We start from the raw sequence: 23,766 nt of genomic DNA, 5'->3' as shown, positions 1-23,766 counted from the left end.
TCCAGATCGTTCCACAGGAAGAGAGCAACATGACGATGACGGACACCGAGCGCGGCCCCGTGCTCTTGACCGGCGCGACCGGGTTCCTCGGGATGGAGCTGCTGGCGCGATACCTCGAGCGGACCGACCGCACCGTCTACGCGCTCGTGCGCGCAAGCGACGAGCAGGAGGCGACGGCGCGGCTGCGTGCGGCCGCGCGCGAGGTCGTGCCGTGGGCGAGCCGGTTCGACGATCGGCTCGTGGCGGTGCGCGCGGACCTGCAGGCGCCAGGCCTGGGCCTCTCGGCCGTCCAACGGGGCGTGCTCGCCCAGGAGGTCACCGAGATCGTCCACGCGGCCGCCTCGGTCGAGTTCACGCTGCCGTTGGACGAGGCGCGGGCGATCAACGTCGCCGGCACCCAGGCGATGCTCGAACTGGCCGAGCACTGCCACGCCCACGGCGGGCTGCGCGGCTTCTCGCACGTCTCGACCGCGTACGTCGGCGGCACCCACAGCGGCACGTTCGGCGAGGACGACCTCGACCTCGGCCAGCGCTTCCGCAACACGTACGAGCAGACCAAATGGGAGGCCGAGCGCCTCGTGCGCTCCTATGCCGACCGGCTGCCGTTGCAGATCTTCCGCCCCAGCATCGTCGTCGGCGAGCGACGCAGCGGCTGGACGCCGGCGTTCAACGTCATCTACGCGCCGCTGAAGGCGTTCGCGAAGGGCGCGACGCTGCCGGTGATGCCTGCCCGGCGCGCGTCGCCGGTCGACGTCGTGCCGGTCGACTACGTCGCCGACGCGATCTTCACGCTGGCGGGGCGGGCGGGTGCTTCAGGCGAGACGTACAGCCTCGCGGCCGGCCCCGACGCCAGCAGCGTCGGCGAGCTGCTCGACCTCTCCGCTGACGCGTTCGAGCGCCGCCGCCCGCTCGCCGTCGCCCCGGCGCTCTACCGCCGCACCGTCCACCGCGCGTTGCTTCACAGCAGCACGGGCGCGCGACGTCGCTGGCTGAAGCGCAGCGAGGTCTTCTTCCCCTACTTCGCTCTGCGGACGCACTACGACACGCGGCGCGCGCACGCGGCGCTCACGCGGGAGGGCATCCACATGCCGCCGCTGCACGACTACTTCCAGCGCCTCGTCGACTACGCGGTCGCCGCGCACTGGGGCGAACGGCCGCTGTCGCGCGTCGACGCCGCACGTGAGGCGCTGCACCGCGAGCGCCGGCTGCACGCGCCGCACGTCCACGAGCGGAGGCTCGAGCATGTCCACACGCATGCCTAGCCGCCGCGGCGTCGCGCTCGTCCTCACAGCGACCGGTGCCCGCGGGGCTTACGAGATCGGCGCGCTCTCGGTCGTGCTGCCCGAGCTGGAGCGGCGCGGCGAGGCGGTCACCGTCCTCTGCGGCGCGGGCGCCGGCGCGGTCAACGCCGCGCTGCTCGGATCGCTCGCGCACCTGCCCGCGGCCGTGCAGGTCGAGCTGGCGATCGAACGCTGGCAGCGTCTCGCGCGCGACGATGCCGCCGGCTCGCTGCGCTTCTCCACCCTGCCGCTGACGCTCGCGCGCCTCGCAGGCGACGCCCTCGGCCTGCCCGGGATCCGCGCCGGCGGCCTGCTCGACCCGCAGCCGCTGAAGTGCTATCTCGACCGTCACCTCGACTGGGATGCGGTCCACCGTAACGTCGCGTCCGGGACGCTCGACGCCGTCTGCGTCGTCGCGACGCAGCTCGCGACCGGTCTGCCGCTGGCGTTCGTCGAGTCCGCGACCCGCGGCGCACCGCCGGACGACGACGACCTGCGGTACCTCCCGACCCGGCTGACGAGCGAGCACGTGCAGGCATCGGCGGCGATCCCGCTCGTGCAGCCGGCCGCGCACGTCGAGGAGCCCGAGCAGGCGCGCGGTTGGTACGCGGACGGCGCGACGCGCCTCACCAGGCCGCTCGCACCGGCACGTGCGCTCGGCGCGCAACGGCTGGTCGTCGTCGGCTGCGAGCCGCCGGAAGCGCCGTTCGCCGCCCGCGGCGCTCCGTCGCGGCGCCTCGTCGACGTGATCGCGAACATGCTCGACGGTCTGCTCGTCGACCACATCGCCGGCGACGTGCAGCGCCTCGCGGCGTCCAACGAGCTGGCGGCGGCCGAGGGGCGCCGCGACGGCGCGATCCCGTACGCGTTCGTCGCTCCGCGCCACGGACGTCCGCTCGGTCCGTTGGCGCAGGAGGCGTTCGGGCGCCGGTACGGCGGCGTGCGCGCCGCGGGACGGCCCGAGACGGCGCTGCTCGGCCGGCTGCTGCGCGGCCGCGCCGACACCGGCGGGGACCTGCTGTCGATCCTCGCCCTCACACCCGAGCACGTCGATGCGCTCGTTACCGCCGGGCGGCGCGACGCCGCCCGCTGGATGCGCTCGCATCCCGGCGTCTGGCGTGACGCGACGGAGCCCGCCGTCACGCGCGAGCCAGCAGACCTCGCCTCGTTCGGCGAGCGGCGCCGCCGACGGCCGCGGCGCAGGCCCGCGGCGGTTCCGGCCTAGCGCCGCGCCGGTGCGTCGTGCTACTCGGCCTGACGGCCGAGCAGCGCTGCGAAGCGCTCGATCCGGCGGCGCTCGTCCGCCGGCAGCGCGCCGTCGACCTCGACCAGCAGCGTCATCGGCCCGCGGTCGTGCGCCCACGTGCGGACGCGCTCGCTGAACGCGGGCCCGAGCCAGATCAGCGGCAGCGAGCCGGCGTGGGCGATGACCGTCTCGTCCTGCTCGGCCGGCGTCCGCTCCGTGCGCACGACGGGGATCGCCTCGAGCGCGAGCGCGTGCGCGACGGCGTCGAGCCCCGCGAGGCCGCTGTCGTCGACCATGAGCGCGATGTCGGCATCGCGCAGCAGCGCGGCGGTCCAGCCGTCGGGCGCGCCGTCGAGCGCCGCGGGGACGCAGACCATCCGGAAGAGCGGGTCGTTCATGGCCGGGACCGTACCGGCTCGGCGCACCCCGGCGGCGCGCGCCCGCCGCGCCGCCCGCCCCGCCGCCCGCCGCCCGCCCGGCCCGCCACCTGCCCGCCGCTCCCCCGCCGCGGCTATCGTCCAACGGAGCCGATGACGCTCCAACGGTCGCTGCTCGCACTCGCGCTCGCCTGGCTGGCGGCCGTCGCGGCGATCCAGCTGCTCGGCCTCGGCGTGACGCCGGCCGAGGTCGGCTCCAGCCCCGATGCGCTCGTCTCCGGCCACGTCTGGCGGATGCTGTCCAGCTCGCTGATCGTCGACGACGACCTGCCGCTCGTCCAGCTCGCGCTGCTGGCGGCGGCGACCGCCGCCGTGCTGCTGCGCTACGGCGCGGTCGTCTGGTGGGTCGCGGCGCTCGTCGGCCACGTCGGCTCCGCGCTGCTGACCTACGCGCTGCTCGGTGCCGCGATCGCGCTCGGCAGCGGGTCGGCCGAGCGGACCGCCGACGACTGGGACTACGGGATCTCGTGCGTCTTCTCCGCACAGCTCGGCGTCCTCTGCGCCGGCGGTGTGCGGCGGCTGCGCGAGGGGCGCGGCGACTGGCTCGACGTCGCCGCGGTCGCGACCACCGCCGGGGCGCTCGTCGTCTTCCTCACCGACCTCGACTGGTACGGGACCGAGCACTTCTTCGCGCTGGCGCTCGGCGGCACCGTCGCCGTGCTGTCGGATCGCGGTCGCTAGAGCCCGCACGGTAGGGTCGCCGCGTGGAGATCCTGCTCGCGCTCGCGGCCGCGCTCCTGTTCGCGCTTGGGACCGTGCTGCAGCAGCGGGCCGGCCTCGACGGGTCCGGTGCCGCGGAGGGCTCCAGCGGCGGGCTGCTGCTGCGGATGGCGCGGCGGCCCGTCTGGCTCGCCGGGATCGCCGCCGACGCGCTCGGCTTCGTCGCGCAGGCGATCGCGCTGACGATCGGCCGGCTCGCGGTCGTCCAGCCACTGCTCGTTTCCAGCGTCGTCTTCGCGCTGCCGCTCGGCGCGCGCCTGACCGGGCAGCGGATCCGCCGCTCCGACGTGATCGCCGCCGCGGTCGTGACCGCCGCGCTCGCCGTCTTCCTGCTCGTCGCGAATCCGTCCGGCGGCCGCGACGATGCGCCGCTGCGCGAGTGGCTGATCGCCGCCGCCGTCTTCGGCGGCATCAGCGCCGTGCTCGTGGTCGCCGCGCGGCGTGCCGCGCCGGCGCCGAAGGCCGCGCTGCTCGGGATCGCGACCGGCCTGCTGTTCGGGCTCAGCGCCGCGCTGACGAAGACCGTCGGCGACCAGGTCACCGAGGGCGTCCTGACGATCTTCACCGACTGGCACCTCTACGCGCTGATCGTCGTCGGCTACGCGTCGATGACGCTCAGCCAGCTGTCGCTCCAGACCGGCGTCCTCGCCCCGGCGATCGCGACGTCGATGGCGTTCGACCCGATCGCCTCGGTGATCCTCGGCACGACGCTCCTGCAGGAGTCCCTCCACACCTCCACGGCCGGCGCCCTCGCCGCCCTGGCGGCCCTCGCCGCGGCCCTCGCAGGCCTCGCCGTCCTCGCCCGGACCGCGCCCGCCGCGGAGAGTCGTAGCGAACTGGTGTAGATCGTCCACAGCCGCCGGTGCGACCCTCCGCGGCGTGCCGGAGCTTCGTCAATCTGCACCCCCTGTAGGGGTACGAATTGCCTCACCTCCCGACCACGCGGTCGCGCGGGTGGCAGATCGCCAGCACGGTGTGGTGAGCCGGCGGCAACTGCTCGGGCTCGGCCTGACGCCGAAAGGGATCGAGGTGCGGCTGAGAGCGCGCCGCCTGCTCCCGCTCCACCGCGGCGTCTACGCCGTCGGGCACGCGCGGCTGACGCGGCAGGGCGAGTGGCTGGCGGCGGTGCTGGCGGCCGGGCCCGGCGCGGCGCTGAGCCACCGCAGCGCGGCGGTGCTGTACAAGCTGCTGCCGGAGCGCGGGCGGCGGATCGACGTGACGAGCACGCGCAGGCGGGCGACGACGAACTGGATCGAGACGCACCAGACGAGCGCGCTCCCGGCCACAGACCTGACGCACCGGGACGGCGTCCCCGTCACGACCGTCACGCGCACGCTCGTCGACCTCGCCGACGTGCTCGACGCGGGCGAGCTCGAGCGCGCGGTCAACGAGGCCGACGTCGAGCGCGTGCTCGACGTCGCGGCGCTCGGCGCCGCGCTGCGCCGCGCGCAGGGCCGGCGCGGCGGCGGCGCGGAGCGGCTGCGCGGCGTGCTGGCGCAGCACCACGGGCCGGTGCTGCTGCGCTCCGAGCTGGAGCGGCGCTTCAAGGCGCTGCTCGTCGACCACGCGCTCCCGCCCGCCGAGCACAACGTGCGCGTCGCTGGCTGGGAGGTCGACGCATGCTGGCCGGCCGCACGGCTCGTCGTCGACCTGGACAGCCGCAGATACCACGACACCGCCGCCGCGCGCGCCCGCGACGCGCGCAAGCAGCAGGAGTTGGAGAACGCGGGCTGGACGGTGCTGCGCTACCGCACGCGCCACCTGAAGGGAGGCGCCGGAGCGACGACGGCGGAGGAGCTGCGCGCGTCGTTCAGGACTCCGACGCGACCTGAGCCATCCGCGCTTCCGAGCGTGGCTTCGAGTAGGCGAAGAAGATCACGAGGCCGATCAGCAGCCAGACGATCAGGCGGATCCAGGTCGTGATCGGCAGCAGCGCGATCAGCGCGGCGGCCGAGAGCATGCCGGCCGGCGCGACGATGTTGACGAACGGGACCCTGAACGGGCGCTCCAGCTCCGGTCGGCGGCGGCGCAGCACGAGCACGGCGCCGGAGACGATCACGAACGACAGCAGCGTGCCGATCGAGACGAGGTTGGTGAGCACGTCGATCGGCGTGAAGCCGGCGCACAGCCCGCCCGCGACCGCGCAGACGAGCGTCGCGTTCCCCGGCGTCTTGTAGCGGCCGCTGACCTTGCCGAGGCGGTCGGGCAGCATCCCGTCCGACGCCATCCGCATGAAGATCCGCGTCTGGCCGTAGAAGGTCACCATCACCGTCGCGGCGAGGCCGATCACGGCGGCGATCGAGACGGCCGCCTCCAGCCACCCCAGCGACGGTCCGGCCGCGCGCACCGCCGCGGCGATCGGGTCGGCGACGTCGAGCTGGCGGTAGTCGACCATGCCGGTCATCACGACGCCGATCAGGACGTACAGCCCCGTCGAGATCGCGACCGTCAGCATCAGGCCGATCGGGATCGTGCGCTGCGGATCGCGCGCCTCCGACGCCGCTGTGGAGACGGCGTCGAAGCCGACGTAGGCGAAGAAGACGACGCCGGCCGCGCGCAGCACGCCGGAGACGCCGAACTCACCGAACTCGCCCGTGTTCGCGGGCATGAACGGCTCCCAGTTCGCCTGCGTCACATAGAAGACGCCGAACGCGACGAACGCGAGCAGCACCGCCAGCTTCAGCGCGACCATCGCGTTGTTCGCCTTCGCCGACTCGCGCGCGCCGAACCACAGCAGCCCGCAGGTGAGGAAGACGATCGCGATCGCCGGCAGGTTCACGACGCCGCCGTTGTCCTGGAACGGCGCGTTCGTGAGCGAGTGCGGCAGCGTGATCCCGATCGACTGCAGCATCGCGTCGAAGTAGCCCGACCAGCCGACCGCCACCGTCGAGGCGGCGAACAGGTACTCCAGCAGCAGGTCCCAGCCGATGAACCACGCCAGGAACGTGCCGAAGGTCGCGTACGCGTAGGAGTACGTCGAGCCGGCGGCCGGGATCATCGCCGCCATCTCGGCGTAGCAGAGCGCCGTCACACCGGCGGCCAGGCCGGCGAGCAGGAACGAGAAGACGACCGCCGGCCCGGCGAACTGCGCGGCCGCGGTGCCGGTCGTGACGAAGATGCCGGCGCCGACGACGGACGCGATCCCGAGCGCCGTCAGGCTGACGGTGCCCATCGCCCCGCCGTCGAGACGGGCGCGGTCACGTCTGGCCTGTTCGAGGACCGCGTCGAGGTTGGAGCCCGTCATCGGCGCGGAATCCTCTCAGACGGCGCGGCGGCGCTTGACTCCGTCCGGTGCGACGACCACGATGGCCGGCGTGAGCGCCACCGACGAGGCACCTGAGGCGGACGCGGAGACGCGCGACCGCGGGGCCGATTTCCAAGAGGCAGAGCGTACGCGCCGCCTCGCCAAGCTCGACGCGCTGCGCGAGCGCGACGTCGAGCCGTACCCCGTCCGCTTCGACCGCGACGCGACCGCCGCCGAGCTGCACGACAGCTTCGCCGAGCTGGCGCCGGGAACCGAGACCGGCGAGACCGTCAAGGTCGCCGGGCGCGTGACGGCGCTGCGCCGCCACGGTGGGCTCGACTTCGCCGACCTGCTCGACGAGACCGGCACGATCCAGCTGCTCGCCGAGCGCGACGAGCTGGGCGAGCAGGCGCTGGAGGACTTCGCCGCGCTCGACCTTGGCGACTGGGTCGGCGCGGAGGGCACCGTCGTCGCGTCCAAGAGCGGCGAGCTGACCGTCCGGCTGGCGCGCTTCGCGCTGCTGTCGAAGGCGCTGCGCCCGCTGCCGGACCTGCGTCACGGCCTGACCGACCCGGAGGCGCGCTACCGCCGCCGCTACGTCGACCTCGTCGTCAACCCGAGAGCGCGTGCGGTCTTCGCGGCGCGCTCGGTCGCGATCTCCGCCGTCCGCCGCGTGCTGACCGAGCGCGGCTTCCGCGAGGTCGAGACACCGGTCCTGCTGGGCCAGGCCGGCGGCGCAGCGGCGAAGCCGTTCCTCACCCACCACAACGCGCTCGACATCGAGATGAGCCTGCGTATCGCGCTGGAGCTGCCGCTCAAGCGGCTGCTCGTCGGCGGGATGGACCGCGTCTTCGAGATCGGCCGCGTCTTCCGCAACGAGGGGCTCGACACCCGCCACAACCCCGAGTTCACGCTGCTCGAGGCCTACCAGGCGTTCGGCGACTACAGCGACATGATGGAGCTGACCGAGACGCTCGTCTCCGAGGCCGCGCTCGCCGCCAACGGCACGACGGTCGTCAGAGTCGGCGAGCGCGAGATCGACCTCAGACCACCGTTCCGCCGCGCGAGAATGACGGACCTGATCAAGGAGCACGGCGGCGTCGAGATGCATCCGTCGATGCCGGTCGAGGAGGCGCGCGCGATCGCCGACAGATTCGGCGTCGTCTGGATGGACGTGTGGGGCTCGGGCAAGATCCTCGCCGAGGTCTGCGACGAGCTGTGCGAGTCGAAGCTGATCGAGCCGACGTTCGTGATGGACCACCCGAGAGAGATCTCGCCGCTGGCCCGCGCGCACCGCGACGACCCGACGCTGACCGAGCGCTTCGAACTGGTCGTCGCCGGCCGCGAGCTGGCGAACGCGTACAGCGAGCTGAACGACCCCGTCGACCAGGCCGCGCGCTTCGCCTACGAGGCGCAGCAGCAGGCGGGAGGCGACGAGGAGGCCGAGCCGGTCGACGACGACTACGTGCAGGCGCTCGAGTACGGCCTGCCGCCGACCGGCGGCCTCGGGATCGGAATCGACCGGCTGATCATGCTGATCACCGGCGTCGAGTCGATCCGCGACGTGATCCTCTTCCCCACCCTGCGCCCGCAGGAGGGCGGCGGCCAGAGAGCGCCCACGACGGCGACGCCGCCCGCCGCGCTCGCCGCGCCGCCGCTGCCGCCGGCCCCGCCGCCGGCCGACGGCGAGGCGCTCGCCGCGCCGCCGCCCGAGTCGCTGCGGCGCCCGCGCGCGCTCAAGCCGCTGGCGTGGCTGACGGCGATCGTCGGCGTGCTGTCGCTGCTGCCGTCGCTGCCGATCGCCGACTGGTCGTTCGGCTTCGGCGAGGCGCTGGAGCGGCCGGGCCGCGCCGCCACGTTCGTGATCTCGGTCGTGCTCGGGATCGCGCTGATCGTCGTCGCACGGCAGGTCGCGCGCGGCAAGCGGCGCGCATGGTGGATCGCGATGGGCCTGTTCGGCGCGGCGACCGTCGTCCACGTCCTGAAGGGGCCGGACCCGCTCGCCGCGCTCGCGAACCTCGCGATGCTGATCGCGTTCGTCTGGAACCGCGACGCGTTCCGCGCGAAGGGCGACCCCGGGTCGCTCGTCGACGCGCTCGCGTTCATCCCGATCTACGTCGGCGTCGTGCTCGTGTTCGGCGTCCTGTCGCTGATGACGCAGGCGAACAACGTGACGCCGGAGCTGGGCACCGGCGGCGTGCTGAAGACGATCGGCTCCGGGCTCGTCGGCGCCGACGGCGAGTACGAGTACCGCCGCCAGCTGTTCGGCGACTTCTTCGCCGACGCGCTGCTCGCGCTCGGCATCTTCGGGCTCGCGTACCTGCTGTACCTGCTGTTCCGGCCGCTGGTGCAGAGAACGCCGCCGAGCGACGAGTGGCGCGCGCACGCGCGCGAGATCGTCCGGCGCTGGGGCGGCGACACGCTCGCGTACTTCGCACTGCGCAAGGACAAGAGCTACTTCTTCTCCACCGACGGCCAGTCGCTGATCGCCTACGCCTACGTGCGCGGCTACGCGATGGTCGCCGCCGACCCGGTCGGCCCGCCGCAGGACCGCGCGCGCGTGCTCGACGAGTTCCTCGCCCACTGTCGCGGGCAGGGATGGGGCGTCGCCTTCCTCGCCGTGCGCGAGGCCGACGCGCCGCTCTACCGCGAGCGCGGCATGCACGCGATCTATCTCGGCGACGAGGCGATCCTGCGCTGCGACACGTTCACGCTGAAGGGCAAGGAGATGAAGGCGGTGCGCGAGGCCGTCAACCGCGTCGGGCGCGAGCACTCGTTCGAGCTGCTGCGCGAGTCCGAGGCGACGCTGGAGCTGGTCGCGCAGCTGAACGCGATCAGCGCCGAGTGGCGCAGAGGCTCCGACGAGCGCGGCTTCACGATGGAGCTGGGCGAGGACGTCGAGGGCACCGACCCCGACTTCGTGATCGCGCTGGCGCGCGACGCGGCCGGCGAGCCGGCCGGCTTCCTGCGCTTCGTGCCGGCGTACGGCGAGGACCTCGGCTACTCGCTCGACCTGATGCGGCGCAAGCCCGACTCGCTCAACGGCCTGACCGAGTTCCTGATCGCCAACGCGGCGCTGGAGCTGGGCGCGGAGGGCGTCAGACGCCTGTCGCTCAACTTCGCCGCCTGGGGCCGGCTGCTCGACACTGCCGAGGACGCCGGCCTGCTCGGCCGCTTCGAGCGCAGCGTCGCGCGCGGGCTCAACCCGTACTTCCAGATCCAGTCGCTGCGCGACTTCAACGCGAAGTTCGGCCCGCAGTGGCTGCCGCGATCGATCGTGATCGACGATCTCGGCGAGCTGCCGAAGGTCGCGCTGCTGTACGCCAGCGTCGAGGGCTTCCTCGACCTGCCGCTGATCGGCCGTCTGTTCGTCCCGCCCGTGCGGCGCGCGGTCGCGGAGGGCAGCGACGCGAGATGAGTTTCGCCGCGCGAGGCGGTCCTCTCTCGTATGCGAATCGAAACGAATGGCGTAGAGCTGTGGGCCGAGGCGTTCGGCGCTGAGGACGCGCCCGCCCTGCTGCTGATCGGCAACTCGATGCTCACGTGGGAGGACGAGCTGTGCGAGCGGCTCGCGGCGGGCGGGCTGCGGGTCGTCCGCTACGACCAGCGCGACACGGGCCGCTCGACGACCGTCGATCCCGATGCTCCCGACTACTCCCTGCGTGACCTCGTCGGCGACGCCGCCGGCCTGCTCGATGCGCTCGGAGCGGGCCACGCCCACGTCGCCGGCTTCGCCACCGGCGGCTGGATCGCGCAGCTGCTCGCGCTCGACCGTCCCGAGCGCGTCGCGTCGCTGACGCTGATCGCGACGCGGCCGACCGCCCCGGGGCGCGCCGACGCCGACCTTCCCGACCACGATCCCGAGCTGATGAAGTGGATCATGAGCACGCCGGAGCCCGACTGGTCCGACCGTGCCGCGGTCGTCGCCCATATGGCCGAATCCGGGCGCCGCATCGCCGGCTCGCGGCCGTTCGACGACGCCGCCGCGAGCGAGCGCGCCGGCCGCGTCTTCGACCGCGCGTGCGCGGCCGCGCCCGAGCTCGCCGCCGCGAACCCGCGCGCGCTCCAGCGCTCGAACCAGATCGCGAGCGTCTTCGCCGTCATCAAGACGAAACCGCGCTGGCGCGAGCGGCTCGGCGAGGTCGCCGTGCCGGCGCTCGTGATCCACGGCGAGGACGATCCGTTCTTCCCGCTCGGCAACGGCGAGGCGCTCGCGCGAGAGATCCCCGGAGCCGAGCTGCTGACGCTGCCCGGCACCGGGCAGGAGCTGCCGCGCGACAGCTGGGACGAGGTCGTCCCGGCGATCGTGCGGCTGACCAGAGCCGCCGCGCCGGCCTAGCCGGAGCGGCGCCGCCCCTACCCGCGCGCCCCCGGCCGCCGCGGCGTCGGGGCGCGGCCGGGCGGCTGCTCCGGGCGGGGTCCGGCATCGGGCGCCTTCCATCTGCGCCTCTGCGGCGCGCCGTGCGTGACGGTCAGCGTCTCGCCGTCGTGGCGCAGCTGGAGCGGGGCGCCTTCGAGCACGTCGTAGACGACCTCGCCGTGGGTGATCGTGACGCACAGCCTGCGGTCGCGGAACCTGATGCGGAAGGCGATCCGCGCGAGCGCGCGCGGCAGGCGCGGCGAGAACGACAGCTCGCCGCCGTGGTCGCGCAGGCCGCCGAAGCCGGCGACCGCCGCCAGCCACGAGCCGGCGAGCGAGGCGATGTGGACGCCGTCGCCGGTGTTGTGCTCGAGGTCGTCGAGGTCCATCAGCGCCGCTTCGCCGAAGTAGTCGTAGGCGAGGTCGAGCTGACCGACGTCGGCCGCGACGATCGCGTTGACGCACGCCGAGAGCGACGAGTCGCGCACGGTCACACGCTCGTAGTAGGCGAAGTCGCGCGCCTTCTGCTCGGCGCTGAAGGCGTCGCCGCGCTTGTACAGCGCGAGCACCAGGTCGGGCTGCTTGACGACCTGCTTGCGATAGAGGTCGAAGTAGGGGAAGTGCAGCAGCAGCGGGTAGCGCTCCGGCGGTGTCCCGGCGAAGTCCCACTCGGCGTGCCCCGTGAAGCCGTTCGACTGCTGGTGGACCTTCAGCCGCTCGTCGTAGGGGACGTGCATCGCCGCGGCGGCGTCGCGCCAGGCGGCGATCTCCTCCTCGTCGACGCCGAACTCCGCCGCCGCGCGCGGGTGCCGAGCTGCCGCCTCGACCGCGCCGTCGAGGTTCCGCTGCGCCATCAGGTTCGTGTAGACGTTGTCGTCCGCGATCGCGGTGTACTCGTCGGGGCCGGTGACGCCGTCGATGTGGAAGACGCCGTCGATGTCGTGGTGGCCGAGCGAGCGCCACAGCCGCGCCGTCTCGATCAGCAGCTCGAGGCCGGTCTCGCGCTCGAACTCGGTGTCGCCGGTCACCTCGACGTAGCGGATGACGGCGTCGGCGACGTCGGCGCTGACGTGGAACGCGGCCGTGCCCGCCGGCCAGTAGGCCGAGCACTCCTGCCCGCGGATCGTCCGCCACGGGAACGCCGCGCCGGCGAGCCCGAGCTGCTCGGCCCGTTCGCGCGCGAGCGGCAGCGTCGACTGCCGCCAGCGCAGCGCGTCGGCGGCGGCGTCCGGCGCGGTGTACGTCAGCACCGGCAGCACGAACGTCTCGGTGTCCCAGAACGCGTGACCGTCGTAGCCGGAGCCGGTCAGCCCTTTCGCGGCGATCGCGCGGCGCTCGGCACGCGCACCGCACTGGAGCGTGTGGAAGAGCGCGAAGCGGATCGCCTGCTGCAGCTCGGTGTCGCCGTCGATCTCGACATCGGCGCCGGCCCAGAAGTCGTCGAGGTACTCGCGCTGCTCGGCGACGATCCCGTCCCAGCCGGTCCGCATCGCGGACGACAGCGCGGCGTCGACCTGGTCGCGCACCGCCGGCAGGGAGCGCCGCCGCGACCAGCCGTAGCCGACGAGCTTCGTCAGCACCAGCCCCTCGCCGTTGCCGATCTCGGTCGCGACCGTCAGCCGCGCGAGGTCGTCGCGGCTCTCCAGCTCGACGACCGCGTCCTCGGAGCATTCGAGCACGTGGTCCATGCCGGCCGCCATCCGGATCCCGCTCGCCTGCGTGCGGTGGACGAGCACCGCACGGCGCTCGTGGTCCTCGTGCTGCTCGGCGACGAGCGGCGCGGCGAGCGCGGCCGCCGCGCGCGGGTCCTTGCTGAGCATCGGCCCCGGCTCGTTGGCGACCAGCTCCGACTGCACGACGATGCGCGTCTCGCCGTCCATCGGCCGCACCTCGTAGCGGATCGCGACGATCGCACGCTGGACGAACGAGACGAGCCGCGTCGAGCGCACCTCGATCTCGCGGCCGGCCGGCGAGCGCCACTGCACGACCCGCTCCAGCGTGCCGGCTCTGAGGTCGAGCGAGCGCGTGTGCGAGAGCAGCGTGCCGTAGCGGACGTCGAACGGCTCGTCGTCGACGAGCAGCCGGATCGGCTTGCCGTTGGTGACGTTGACGACCGTCTGCCCGTCCTCGGGGTAGCCGTAGCCGGCCTCGGCGTACGGCAGCGGGCGCGTCTCGTAGAAGCCGCCGAGGTAGGTGCCCGGCATCCCGAACGGCTCGCCCTCGTCGAGGTTCCCGCGAATGCCGATGTGGCCGTTGGAGAGCGCGAAGACCGACTCGCTCTGGGCGATCCTGTCGAGCTGGAGGTGCTCCTCCGTGACGCGCCACGGCTCGACGGCGAACTGCGGCTGCTCGTTCACAGCAGCTCCCCGAGGTCGTCGACGACGATGTCGGCGCCGTGTCTCAGCAGCGCCGCTCGCTGCCCGACGCGGTCGACCCCGACGACGTGGCCGAAGCTGCCCGCACGGCCGGCCTCGACGCCCGCGAGCGCGTCCTCGAAGACGACCGCCTGCGCCGGCTCGACGCCGAGCAGCCGCGCGCCCGCGAGAAACGTGTCCGGCGCCGGCTTGCCGCGCAGGCCGTCGACCGCCGCGGTGTGCCCGTCGACGCGCGCCTCCAGCAGCTCCTCGATCCCGGCCGCGCGCAGCACGTCGCGGCAGTTGTGCGAGGAGGAGACGACGGCGCGGCGCAGCCCGGCGTCGCGCGCGGCGTGCAGGTAGCGGACCGAGCCGGCGTACGGCTCGACGCCGTCTCTGGCGATCAGGTCGAGCACGAGCGCGTTCTTGCGCGTGCCGAGGCCGTTGACCGTCTCGGCGCTCGGCGGGTCCTCCGGCGACCCCTCCGGCAGCACGATCCCGCGCGCGGCGAGGAAGTCGCGGACGCCGGCGTCGCGCGGCTTGCCGTCGACGAACTCGTCGTACTCGCGGCCGGCGTCGAACGGCTCGAACGGCACCCCCTCGCGTTCGGCGCGCTCCTCCAGGAACGCGTCGAACATCTGCTTCCACGCCGCCGCATGGACCTTCGCGGTCTGCGTGAGGACGCCGTCGAGGTCGAAGAGGCAGGCGGTCACGCCATCAGGGAGTCCAAGCATGGCCGCCACGATACGGCGAGCGGCGGCGCGACCGGTGGCGCGCACGTGAACGTGCAGGATCGCGCTCCACATGACATCGTCCCGCGTGCACGAACCTGGCGATGGAGAGGAAACCGAACGCATGCAGCTCGGGATGGTGGGACTGGGTCGGATGGGCGCCAACATGGTGCGCCGACTGATGAGAGCGGGACACGAGTGCGTCGTCTTCGACGTGCATCCCGAGGCGGTCGCGGGGCTCGCCGGCGAGGGAGCGACGGGCTCGGACTCGCTCGCCGACTTCGTCTCCAAGCTGGAGCGACCGCGCGCGGTCTGGCTGATGGTTCCGGCGGCGGTCGTCGACGCGACGCTCGACGAGCTGGTGCCGCTGCTCGACCCCGACGACACGATCATCGACGGCGGCAACTCGTACTACCGCGACGACCAGCGCCGCTCCGCGCGCGTGGCCGAGCAGCAGCTCCACTACGTCGACGCGGGCACGAGCGGCGGCGTCTGGGGCCTCGACCGCGGCTACTCGCTGATGGTCGGCGGCGATGAGACGGCGTTCCGCCGGCTCGAGCCGATCTTCGCGACGCTCGCGCCGGGCGTCGAGTCCGCGCCGCGCACGCCCGGCCGCACGGGCGACCTGCACCCCGGCGAGGCCGGCTACCTGCACTGCGGCGAGTCCGGCGCGGGCCACTTCGTGAAGATGGTCCACAACGGGATCGAGTACGGGATGATGGCCGCGTACGCTGAGGGGCTGAACATCCTCAGGAACGCGAACGCCGGCTCGGTCCAGCGCACCGCCGACGCCGAGACGGCGCCGATGGAGAACCCCGAGGCGTACCGCTACGACATCGACATCGCGGCGGTCGCCGAGGTCTGGCGCCGCGGCAGCGTCGTCGCCTCGTGGCTGCTCGACCTGACCGCCGAGGCGCTCGCCGCCTCCCCCCACCTCGACCAGTACTCGGGCCGCGTGTCGGACTCCGGCGAGGGCCGCTGGACGGCGATCGCCGCGATCGAGGAGGGCGTCCCGGCGCCGGTGCTCTCGACGGCGCTCTACTCCCGCTTCGCCTCGCGCGACCTCGACGACTTCGCGAACAAGGCGATGTCGGCGATGCGCTCCGGGTTCGGCGGGCACGACGAGAAGCAGGACTGACCCGTGTCGGGGCGGACGATCCAAGGGCGGACGGACGCCCCGGCCGACGTCTTCGTCGTCTTCGGGATCAGCGGCGACCTCGCGAAGGTGATGACGTTCCGCTCGCTCTACCGGCTGGAGCGGCGCGGACTGCTCGACTGCCCGATCGTCGGCGTCGCCGTCGACGACTGGAGCCACGACCAGCTGCGCGACCACGCGCGCGCGGCGATCGTGGCGTGCGGCGAGCCGCTTGACGAAGCCGTCTTCGCGCGCTTCGCCGCGCGCATCTCCTACGTCCAGGGCGACTTCGCCGACGCCGCGACGTACGCGCGCGTCGGCGAGGCGATCGGCGCGGCGAGCACGCCGGTCTTCTACCTGGAGATCCCGCCGTCGCTGTTCGGCATGGTGATCGCGGGGCTCTCCAGAGCCGGGCTGACCGAGGACGCGCGCGTCGTGGTCGAGAAGCCGTTCGGCCACGACCTCGCCTCCGCGCGGGCGCTCAACGCGGAGATCCACCAGCACCTGGACGAGTCGCAGCTGCTGCGAATCGACCACTTCCTCGGCAAGATGGGGCTCGACGAGCTGCTGTACCTGCGCTTCGCGAACACGCTGCTGGAGCCGCTGTGGAACCGCAACTACCTCTCCAGCGTGCAGATCACGATGGCGGAGGCGTTCGGCGTCGAGGACCGCGGCCACTTCTACGACCCGGTCGGCGCGCTGCGCGACGTCGTCGTCAACCACCTGATGCAGGTCGTCGCGGCGGCGGCGATGGAGCCGCCGGCCGGCTCGGACCCGGCGACGCTGAAGGACGGGATCTACTCCGTCTTCCGCTCGATGAAGGACGCCGACCCGGCGCATTACGTGCGCGGCCAGTTCGACGGCTATCGCGCGATCGACGGCGTCGCCGACGACTCCGAGACGGAGACGTTCGCCGCGCTGCGGCTCGACATCGAGAACTGGCGCTGGTCGGGCGTCCCGTTCTTCATCCGCACCGGCAAGCACCTGGCACTGACGCAGACCGAGCTGCGGCTCGTCTTCAAGCACGCGCCGAAGCTGGGGCTCGGGATGCTGGAGTCGCGCAAGCCGGTCCCCAACCAGCTCGTCGTGCGGCTCGACCCGGACACTGGTGTGCGCTTCCTGCTGGAGGCGCAGCGCGCCGACCGCCCGGGGCCGAAGCCGATCACGCTCGACATGGAGTTCGCGCACGAGGGCGGCGCGGGCGCGACGCCGTACGAGGTGCTGCTGCACGCGGCGATGGTCGGCGACAACTCGCGCTTCACGCGCCAGGACGGCGTCGAGGAGGCGTGGCGCGTGCTGCAGCCGCTGCTCGATGCGCCGCCGCCGGTGCAGTCCTACGCGCCGGGATCGTGGGGGCCCGCCTCCGCGCACGACGTCGTCGCCGGCCACGGCGGCTGGCACAGATCATGGGTCGGGGAGTAGCGGCGGCGCCGCTGCTGCGCGTCGCCGTCGCCGACCTGCCGGCGTTCCTGACCGGCCGCTGGACGCTGGAGCGGACGATCGACGACCGCCGCGCCGGCCGTCGCGGCCGCGCGTCCGGCGAGGCGCGCTTCGAGCCGCTGGACGCCGGTGCGGGTGCGAGCGGCGTCGGCGCGAGCGGCGTCGGCGCGAGCGGCGCGGCATCGGGCGGCCTGCGCTGGATAGAGCACGGCACCGTCCAGATCGGCGACTTCGCGGGCGAGTTCTCGCGCGAGCTGGCGATCGTGCCGGACGGGGATGCCTGGCTCGTCCGCTTCGACGACGGCCGCCCGTTCCACCCACTCGACCTGCGCGAGGGCCGCTGCCTCGTCGACCACCCGTGCGGCGCCGACGCCTACGCCGGCGCGCTGCGCGCATTCGAGACGCCTGCCGGGCCCGCCGGCCCCGCCGGCCCCGAGCTGGAGGTCGACTGGCGCGTCACCGGCCCCGCGAAGGACCAGCGGATCGTGACCCGGTACCGGCGCGCGTGAGAGGTGAGGTCGTTTGCACCCCTCCAGGGGGTGCAAACGACCTCACCTCGCGGCTAGGCCGACAGCTCGCCCAGCCTGCGCTGAAGGAACCGGCGCTGGGGCTCGGCGCTCGTCAGCGCGAGCGCGCGCTCGTAGGCGGCGCGCGCCTCGCCGGGGCGGCCGAGGCGGCGCAGCAGCTCGGCGCGGGTCGAGTGGAGGTAGGGGTAGTCGTCCAGCTCCAGGCGGTCGACAAGCTCCAGCGCCTCCTCCGGCCCGCCGCTCTCGGCGACGGCGACGGCGCGGTTCAACTCCACGACCGGCGAGCGCGTCAGGCGGGCCAGCTCGCCGTAGAGCGCCGCGACCTGAGGCCAGTCGATCCGCGGTGCTGCCTGCAGCGAGGCGATCGCCGCCTGCAGCACGTAGGACCCGCCGCCTCCGCTGACACCGAGCGCGATCGCGCGGTCGAGCGCGGCGCGGCCGTCGGCGATCTTGGCGGCGTCCCAGCGCAACCGGTCCTGGTCGGCGAGCAGCACCAGCTCGCCGTCGGCGACCCGCGTCTCGCGCCGCGCGTCGTGGATCAGCATCAGCGCGAGCAGGCCGTGCGCCTCGGGCTCGTCGGGCATCAGCGAGACGAGGACGCGGCCCAGCCGGATCGCCTCCGCCGCGAGGTCGACGCGGCCGTCGTAGCCCTCGTTGAAGATCAGGTAGACGACCGCGAGCACGGCCGGCAGCCGTTCGGGCAGCAGGTGGTCCGGCGGCACGCCGAAGGGGATCCCAACCGTCTTGATCTTCGTCTTCGCGCGCGTCAGGCGGCGCTTCATCGTCTCCGGCGCGACGAGGAACGCGCGTGCGATCTCCTCCGTGCTCAGGCCCCCGAGCGCGCGCAGCGTCAGCGCGACCTGCGCCTCGGTCGCGAGCGCCGGATGGCAGCAGGTGAAGATCAGCTCCAGCCGCTCGTCGGGGATCGTCGTCTCGTCCACCTCGTCCTCCACCCACGCCGGCACGTCGAGCTGCCGCGTCTTCACCGCGAGCGTGCGCTCGCGGCGGATCCTGTCGATCGCGCGGTTGCGCGCGGTCGTCACGAGCCACGCGCCGGGATTGTCGGGAACGCCGTCGCGCGGCCAGCGCTCGGCGGCGACCGCGAACGCCTCCTGGGCGGCCTCCTCGGCGAGGTCGAAGTCGCCGAGGAAGCCGACCAGGTGGGCCACCACGCGGCCCCACTGCTCGCGGAAGACCCGCTCGATCAAGTCGGCGGCACCAGCACCGTGCGGATCTCGACCGCGCCGCCGAAGCGCAGCACCGGCAGCTTGCCGGCCAGCTCGATCGCGGCGTCGATGTCGTCGGCCTCGAACAGGAAGTAGCCGCCGAAGACGTCCTTCGTGTCCGCGAACGGTCCGTCGGTGACGAGCGTCCCGCTGCCGTTCGCCCGCACCGTCGTCGCGGTGTCCGCCGGGCTGAGGCGCCCGGAGCCGACGATCCGCTCATCCTGGTGGATCGCGATGTACTCGGCGGTGACCTCCTGCATCTGCTCCTCGCTGAGTGAGTCGTAGACGCCGGGCCGCTCGTGGATCAACAGTGCGTACTGCATCGATGCCTCCTTCGGGGCTTGCTGTCGTCCCTACGACGAACGGGCACCGCACGAGGGGACAGCGACGGAGGAAGGATTCTCGCCTACGCGCGCGCCACCGCCTCGCGCAGCCCCGCCATGTAGCCGATCGCGTGCAGCCGCGCCTGGTGCGAGTAGCCCGCGACCGCGGCGCTGTCGCCGGCGATCGTCGGCACGTGGTCGGAGCGCAGCACGCCCCTGAAGCCGATCTCGCGGTAGGCGCGCATGCACGCGAGCATGTCGGTCGGCCCGTCGTCGTGGAACGTCTCCTCGAACCGCTCGGGCGTGCCGCGCACGTCGCGGAAGTGGGCGAACGCGATCCGCTCCCCCAGCCGCCGGATCGTCGCGGGCAGGTCGTCGGTCATCAGCGCGAAGTTGCCCTGGCAGAGCGTGATCCGGTTCGCGGGACTGTCGTTCAGATCGACCAGGCGCTCGAACGACTCGACGCGCGACATGATCCGCGCGATCCCGCGGATCGGCGACAGCGGCGGGTCGTCGGGATGCAAGGCGAGCGTCACCCCCGCCTCCTCCGCGACCGGGCAGACCCGCTCCAGGAACCACGCGAGCGCCTCCCACAGCTGCTCGTCGGGCACGAACCCCGCATACGTCAGCGGCGCGTCGGCGAGCAGCGCGGCGTCCCACGAGGAGACGAGCGCGCCGCCGCGCGTCGGCGCGGCCATCCGCGTCCGCATCCAGCCGAGCACGGGCATCCAGTTGTAGCACCAGACCGGAATCCCGAGCGTCCCCATCGAGCGGATCAGCCTCAGCACCGCCTCCAGCTCCTCCTCCCGCCCCGGCAGCCCGAGCCGCAGCTTGTCCATCGGCGGGTTGTCCTCGATCGCCGCGAGCCTCAGGCCCGCCTCGGCGACCTGGTCGCGGTAGAGCGTCAGCGGCATCAGGTCCCACGGCTGCTCGCCGGCCGACTCGCGCCAGTCGGCGTGGTAGCGCGGCAGCACGCCGACGGCCTGCTCGATCCCGAGCTGGCGCAGCACCGTCCAGAACGGGTGCGGCGGCTTCTCCAGCAGGATCTCCGCGAGCGCCGGCTCCGTCATGCCGCGTCCTCCCGCACCTCGGCCGCCCAGCGCACGTCCGGGTCGGGGACCGGGACGGCGTCGATCAGCCGCCGCGTGTACTCGTGCGACGGCGCGTCGATCACCGCGCGCGCGTCGCCGCGCTCGACCGTCTCGCCCTCGTAGAGGACGAGCAGCTCGTCGGCGATGTGGTAGGCCGTCGAGAGGTCGTGGGTCACGTACAGGAACGAGATCCCGGCCTCCCTGCGCAGGTTCACGATCACCTCCAGGATCGCCGCGCGGATCGACGCGTCGACCATCGAGACGGGTTCGTCGGCGACGATCACTCTCGGCCGCAGCAGCATCGCGCGCGCGATCATGATCCGCTGCCGCTCGCCGCCGCTGAGCTGGTACGGGTAGGCGTCGAGCACGCGGCCGGGCTCCAGCCCGACGAACTCGATCGCCTCGGCGACCGCGCGTCTCGCCTCCGCCGGCGTCGCGGCGACGTCGAAGTTGCGCACGCAGACGTCGAAGACGTGCCGCACGCGGTAGACCGGATTGAACGCAGTGAAAGGGTCCTGGAGGACCGCCTGCACGTCCTGGCGGAAGCGCCGGCGGGCGTCGCGGCCGAGCGTGCGCAGCGGCGTGCCGCGGTAGCGGATCGACCCGCTCGACGGCTCGACGAAGCCGAGCGCGATCTGCGCCGCGGTCGTCTTGCCGCTGCCGCTCTGGCCGGCGAGCGCGACGATCTGCGGCCGCTCGGCGTGCAGCTCCAGCGAGAAGTCCTTCAGCGCCGTCACCGGCTCGCGCTGCTCCAGCAGCCCGGAGCGGTAGACCTTCGTGACGTTCTCGGCCTGCAGCAGAAGGTCGTCGCTCACGGCATCGCCGCCTTGTGGTCGGGGCCGACGTCGGCCAGTGGGTGCCGTGCGGCGACGAGCGCGAGCGCCTCGTCGCGCAGCGCCTGCGTCGCGGCGGCCGGATGCCACTCGCGCTGGCGCAGCGACGGGACCGCCTGCAGCAGCAGTCTCGTGTAAGGGTGCGCGGGCGAGCGGAAGATGCTGCGGACCGGGCCGATCTCGACCAGCCGCCCTCTGCACATCACGCCGACGCGGTCGACGAGCTGCGCCTGCAGCGCCATGTCGTGGCCGATGATCACGACCGACATGCCGAGCCGCGCCTGCACGCCCTTGAGCGTCTCGGCGACGGCCTTCTGGACGATCACGTCGAGCGCGCTCGTCGGCTCGTCGGCGACCATCACCTTCGGGCCGAGCGCGATCGCCATCGCGATGCAGGCGCGCTGCTTCATGCCGCCGCTCAGCTCATGCGGGTACATCCGCGCGGTGCGCGCCGGCAGCCCGACCGAGCCGAGCAGCTCGTCGATCCGTCTGCCGGGCACGCGTCTGCGCTCGTGCACCTCGATCACGTCGGCGATCTGCGCGCCGACCCGCATCACCGGGTTCAGCGCCGACATCGCGCCCTGCGGCACGAGCGAGATGTCTCTCCAACGGTGGCGGCGCAGCTGCTCCGCCCCCAGCGCGCTGAGGTCGACGCCGTCGAGCAGCACGCTGCCGGACTCGATCCGGCCGGGCGCTCTGATCAGCCCGAGGACCGACATCGCCGTCGTCGACTTGCCCGAGCCGGACTCGCCGACGAGACCGAGCATCTCGCCGCGGCGCAGCTCGAAGCCGACGTCGTCGACGACGACACGGCGGCCGCCGCCGCCGGGGTAGCTGACCGTCAGCCCCTCGACGGAGAGGACCGTCGTCGCGGGCGCGCTGGTCGCGGTCGCGTCAGCCATCGTTGCGGCCCGCCTTTCGCAGCCGTGGGTTGGCGATCTCGTCGACCGCGAGCGAGACGAGGAAGAGGCCGACGAAGAAGACGATCAGCAGCGCCGCCGGCGGCAGCCACCACCACCACAGCCCCTGCGACAGCGCGCCGGCCGAGAGCGCGTTCTGGAGCGCGAGGCCGAGCGTCTGCGTGTCGATCGGGCCGAGGCCGATCAGCTGCAGGCCGATCGCGATCGCGAGCGCGCCGGAGATCGCGCCGACGAACATCGCGGTCACGAGCGTCAGCAGGTTCGGCAGCAGCTCGAACGCCATGATCGCGCCGGGGCTGCGGTTCGACAGCCGGCTGATCGTGACGAACGGCTGCTCGCGCAGCGTCAGCACCTGCGCCCGCACCGCGCGCGCGACCAGCGGCCACGTGAACAGCGCGATCACGAGCGCCAGCCCGAGCAGCGAGAGGTCGCCCATCACCGCCGCGACGAGGATCAGCATCGCGAACGCGGGGATCCCGATCATCACGTCGGAGATCCCGCGCACGAGCGTGTCCGGCGCGCCGCGCATGTAGCCGGAGACGAGCCCGGCGGCGGTCCCGATCAGCGTCGCGGCGAGGCCGGCGACGAGCGCCATCTGGAACGTCGGCGCGGTCGAGTAGACGATCACCGCGAGCACGTCGCGGCCGGAGCCGTCGGTCCCGAGCGGGTGGCCGTCGCCCGGCTCCAGCTTCGGGTCGAAGGCGAAGATCTCCGTCTCGCCGCGGTCGATCGCGAAGCGCGCGAGCAGGCTCAGCACGAGCGGCGCGAGGAACAGCGTGAGCCCGAGCACGAGCCGCGGCGTCAGCCAGCGGCGCTTCTCGCGCGGGCGCTCCAGCGCCGGCGCCTCGGGGGTCAGGACGTCAGTCGCGGCCATAGCGGATGCGGGGGTCGATCAGCGGATAGATCAGGTCGAGGATCAGCAGCGCGCCCGCGGTCGTGACGACCATCATCAGGACGACGCCCTGGATCACCGGGTAGTCGCGCGCGTCGACCGCCGCGACCAGCACCTTGCCGAGGCCCGGGTAGGAGAACAGCACCTCGACGAGGATCGAGCCGGCGACGACGTAGCCGATGTAGATCGCCAGCGTCGTGACCTGCGGCAGGATCGCCGGGTGCATCGCGTAACGGGTGAAGATCCGCCGCTGCGGCAGGCCCTTCGCCTCCGCCAGCAGCAGGTGATCGGAGCCGAGCACCGAGATCATCATCGAGCGCATGCCGATCATCCAGATGCCGACGAACGCGAGCACGATGCTCGCCGCCGGCAGCAGCGCGTGCTCGAGCACGTCGGCGACCTGCGCGAACGCGCCGCCGCTCGTGCCGAGCGGGTCCTGCGCGCCGCCGGTCGGCAGCCATTGCAGCTCGTACGCGAAGACGTAGAGCAGCAGCAGCGCGACGAGGTAGTACGGGATCGCCGCGAACAGCATCAGCGACGACATCAATCCGCGCGCGATCGCGGGCGTCGTGCGCCACGCCATCAGCCCGCCGAGCAGCGAGCCGACGACCCACGAGATCACGATCGCGCTGAACAGCAGCCCGAGCGTCCACGGCAGCGCGTCGCCGATCAGCGTCGTGACTCTCGTCGGGAAGTTCGTGACCGAGTAGCCGAGGTCGCCCTGCGCGAGCTGCTTGAGGTAGGAGAAGTACTGCTCGACCATCGGCTTGTCGAGGCCGAACTGGCGTCTGTACTCCTCGATCAGCTCCGGCCCGGCGGCGAGCGCCTGACCGGAGGCCTGCATCCGCGTCACCTGGTCGGTGATCGGGTCGCCCGGCGCGAGCCGGACGAGGAAGAACATCGCCGTGACGGTGATCCACACGACGACGACGAAGAAGGCGATCCGCCGCAGGGCGTAGTCGAGCGTCATGCCCGACCCGCCCCGTGACGGCGCCGCCGTGAGGCGA

At 73.0% G+C, this 23,766-nt stretch carries 21 protein-coding genes; 10 read left to right on the top strand and 11 right to left on the bottom strand.

Going from position 1 to position 23,766, the window contains the following annotated elements:
• Positions 1-29: 29 nt before the first annotated feature.
• Together CWOE_RS12575 and CWOE_RS12570 are read left to right on the top strand one after the other, a co-directional pair.
• Positions 30-1,262, top strand: a complete 1,233-nt coding sequence (locus tag CWOE_RS12575) for an SDR family oxidoreductase (RefSeq protein ID WP_012933995.1) — start codon at positions 30-32, stop codon at positions 1,260-1,262.
• Complete coding sequence (locus CWOE_RS12570) at positions 1,255-2,505, top strand: patatin-like phospholipase family protein (protein ID WP_148260992.1); 1,251 nt, start codon at positions 1,255-1,257, stop codon at positions 2,503-2,505. The genes CWOE_RS12575 and CWOE_RS12570 overlap by 8 nt, the downstream gene beginning before the upstream one ends.
• 20 nt (positions 2,506-2,525) lie before the next feature.
• Here the strand turns inward: CWOE_RS12570 and CWOE_RS12565 are convergent, their stop codons facing one another.
• Positions 2,526-2,924, bottom strand: a complete 399-nt coding sequence (locus CWOE_RS12565) for a hypothetical protein (protein ID WP_012933993.1) — start codon at positions 2,922-2,924, stop codon at positions 2,526-2,528.
• A 132-nt stretch (positions 2,925-3,056) separates the two neighbouring features.
• Between CWOE_RS12565 and CWOE_RS12560 the strand changes: the two genes are divergently transcribed.
• From CWOE_RS12560 to CWOE_RS33465, 3 genes are all read left to right on the top strand, one after another.
• A complete protein-coding gene (locus CWOE_RS12560; protein WP_012933992.1) occupies positions 3,057-3,644 on the top strand; it encodes a hypothetical protein in 588 nt (195 codons plus the stop codon).
• A 23-nt stretch (positions 3,645-3,667) separates the two neighbouring features.
• Positions 3,668-4,528, top strand: a complete 861-nt coding sequence (locus tag CWOE_RS12555) for a DMT family transporter (protein WP_012933991.1) — start codon at positions 3,668-3,670, stop codon at positions 4,526-4,528.
• 133 nt (positions 4,529-4,661) lie between these two features.
• Positions 4,662-5,606: a DUF559 domain-containing protein gene (locus CWOE_RS33465; protein ID WP_041730445.1), complete on the top strand. Its 945-nt coding sequence runs from the start codon at positions 4,662-4,664 to the stop codon at positions 5,604-5,606.
• Here CWOE_RS33465 and CWOE_RS12545 read toward each other — a convergent pair.
• Complete coding sequence (locus CWOE_RS12545) at positions 5,494-6,927, bottom strand: amino acid permease (protein ID WP_012933989.1); 1,434 nt, start codon at positions 6,925-6,927, stop codon at positions 5,494-5,496. The genes CWOE_RS33465 and CWOE_RS12545 overlap by 113 nt on opposite strands.
• 70 nt (positions 6,928-6,997) lie before the next feature.
• Here CWOE_RS12545 and lysS point away from each other — a divergent pair, with 70 nt between their 5' ends.
• The gene (lysS, locus tag CWOE_RS31995; protein ID WP_236262273.1) at positions 6,998-10,345 is read left to right on the top strand and encodes a lysine--tRNA ligase; all 3,348 of its coding nucleotides are present in this window, start codon (positions 6,998-7,000) and stop codon (positions 10,343-10,345) included.
• Positions 10,346-10,375: 30 nt separating this feature from the next.
• Entirely contained in the window at positions 10,376-11,266 is an 891-nt protein-coding gene (locus CWOE_RS12535) for an alpha/beta fold hydrolase (protein ID WP_012933987.1), read from the top strand.
• A 17-nt stretch (positions 11,267-11,283) separates the two neighbouring features.
• On the opposite strand, the gene CWOE_RS12530 is transcribed toward CWOE_RS12535, so the two are convergent.
• Together CWOE_RS12530 and CWOE_RS12525 are read right to left on the bottom strand one after the other, a co-directional pair.
• Positions 11,284-13,644: a glycoside hydrolase family 65 protein gene (locus CWOE_RS12530; RefSeq protein ID WP_012933986.1), complete on the bottom strand. Its 2,361-nt coding sequence runs from the start codon at positions 13,642-13,644 to the stop codon at positions 11,284-11,286.
• On the bottom strand, positions 13,641-14,375 hold the full coding sequence (locus CWOE_RS12525) for an HAD family hydrolase (protein WP_012933985.1): 735 nt from the start codon (positions 14,373-14,375) through the stop codon (positions 13,641-13,643). Before CWOE_RS12525 ends, CWOE_RS12530 begins: the two co-directional genes overlap by 4 nt.
• Before the next feature lie 121 nt (positions 14,376-14,496).
• On the opposite strand from CWOE_RS12525, the gene gnd reads away from it, so the two are divergent.
• From gnd to CWOE_RS12510, 3 genes are read left to right on the top strand one after another with little or no spacing between them, the layout of a single operon-like run.
• Positions 14,497-15,510, top strand: a complete 1,014-nt coding sequence (gene gnd, locus CWOE_RS12520; RefSeq protein ID WP_012933984.1) for a phosphogluconate dehydrogenase (NAD(+)-dependent, decarboxylating) — start codon at positions 14,497-14,499, stop codon at positions 15,508-15,510.
• 3 nt (positions 15,511-15,513) lie between these two features.
• Entirely contained in the window at positions 15,514-16,929 is a 1,416-nt protein-coding gene (gene zwf / locus CWOE_RS12515; RefSeq protein WP_012933983.1) for a glucose-6-phosphate dehydrogenase, read from the top strand.
• Complete coding sequence (locus CWOE_RS12510) at positions 16,914-17,456, top strand: DUF6314 family protein (protein WP_012933982.1); 543 nt, start codon at positions 16,914-16,916, stop codon at positions 17,454-17,456. The genes zwf and CWOE_RS12510 overlap by 16 nt, the downstream gene beginning before the upstream one ends.
• 53 nt (positions 17,457-17,509) lie before the next feature.
• On the opposite strand, the gene CWOE_RS12505 is transcribed toward CWOE_RS12510, so the two are convergent.
• From CWOE_RS12505 to CWOE_RS12475, 7 genes are all read right to left on the bottom strand, one after another.
• Positions 17,510-18,682 carry an RNA polymerase sigma factor gene (locus CWOE_RS12505; RefSeq protein ID WP_012933981.1) on the bottom strand — a complete coding sequence of 391 codons (1,173 nt, stop codon included), beginning with the start codon at positions 18,680-18,682 and terminating at the stop codon, positions 17,510-17,512.
• Complete coding sequence (locus CWOE_RS12500; RefSeq protein ID WP_012933980.1) at positions 18,679-19,023, bottom strand: YciI family protein; 345 nt, start codon at positions 19,021-19,023, stop codon at positions 18,679-18,681. Before CWOE_RS12500 ends, CWOE_RS12505 begins: the two co-directional genes overlap by 4 nt.
• A gap of 83 nt (positions 19,024-19,106) precedes the next feature.
• Positions 19,107-20,093: a mannonate dehydratase gene (locus CWOE_RS12495; protein WP_012933979.1), complete on the bottom strand. Its 987-nt coding sequence runs from the start codon at positions 20,091-20,093 to the stop codon at positions 19,107-19,109.
• The gene (locus CWOE_RS12490) at positions 20,090-20,929 is read right to left on the bottom strand and encodes an ABC transporter ATP-binding protein (RefSeq protein ID WP_012933978.1); all 840 of its coding nucleotides are present in this window, start codon (positions 20,927-20,929) and stop codon (positions 20,090-20,092) included. Before CWOE_RS12490 ends, CWOE_RS12495 begins: the two co-directional genes overlap by 4 nt.
• On the bottom strand, positions 20,926-21,849 hold the full coding sequence (locus CWOE_RS12485) for an ABC transporter ATP-binding protein (RefSeq protein ID WP_012933977.1): 924 nt from the start codon (positions 21,847-21,849) through the stop codon (positions 20,926-20,928). The genes CWOE_RS12490 and CWOE_RS12485 overlap by 4 nt, the downstream gene beginning before the upstream one ends.
• Positions 21,842-22,741, bottom strand: a complete 900-nt coding sequence (locus CWOE_RS12480; protein WP_012933976.1) for an ABC transporter permease — start codon at positions 22,739-22,741, stop codon at positions 21,842-21,844. Before CWOE_RS12480 ends, CWOE_RS12485 begins: the two co-directional genes overlap by 8 nt.
• Complete coding sequence (locus CWOE_RS12475; RefSeq protein ID WP_012933975.1) at positions 22,728-23,729, bottom strand: ABC transporter permease; 1,002 nt, start codon at positions 23,727-23,729, stop codon at positions 22,728-22,730. The genes CWOE_RS12480 and CWOE_RS12475 overlap by 14 nt, the downstream gene beginning before the upstream one ends.
• Between the last annotated feature and the right edge of the window lie 37 nt (positions 23,730-23,766).

Origin of the sequence: Conexibacter woesei DSM 14684, from assembly GCF_000025265.1 — a bacterium.
Classification (GTDB): domain Bacteria; phylum Actinomycetota; class Thermoleophilia; order Solirubrobacterales; family Solirubrobacteraceae; genus Conexibacter; species Conexibacter woesei.
This window is presented reverse-complemented; position numbering and strand designations above follow the sequence as displayed.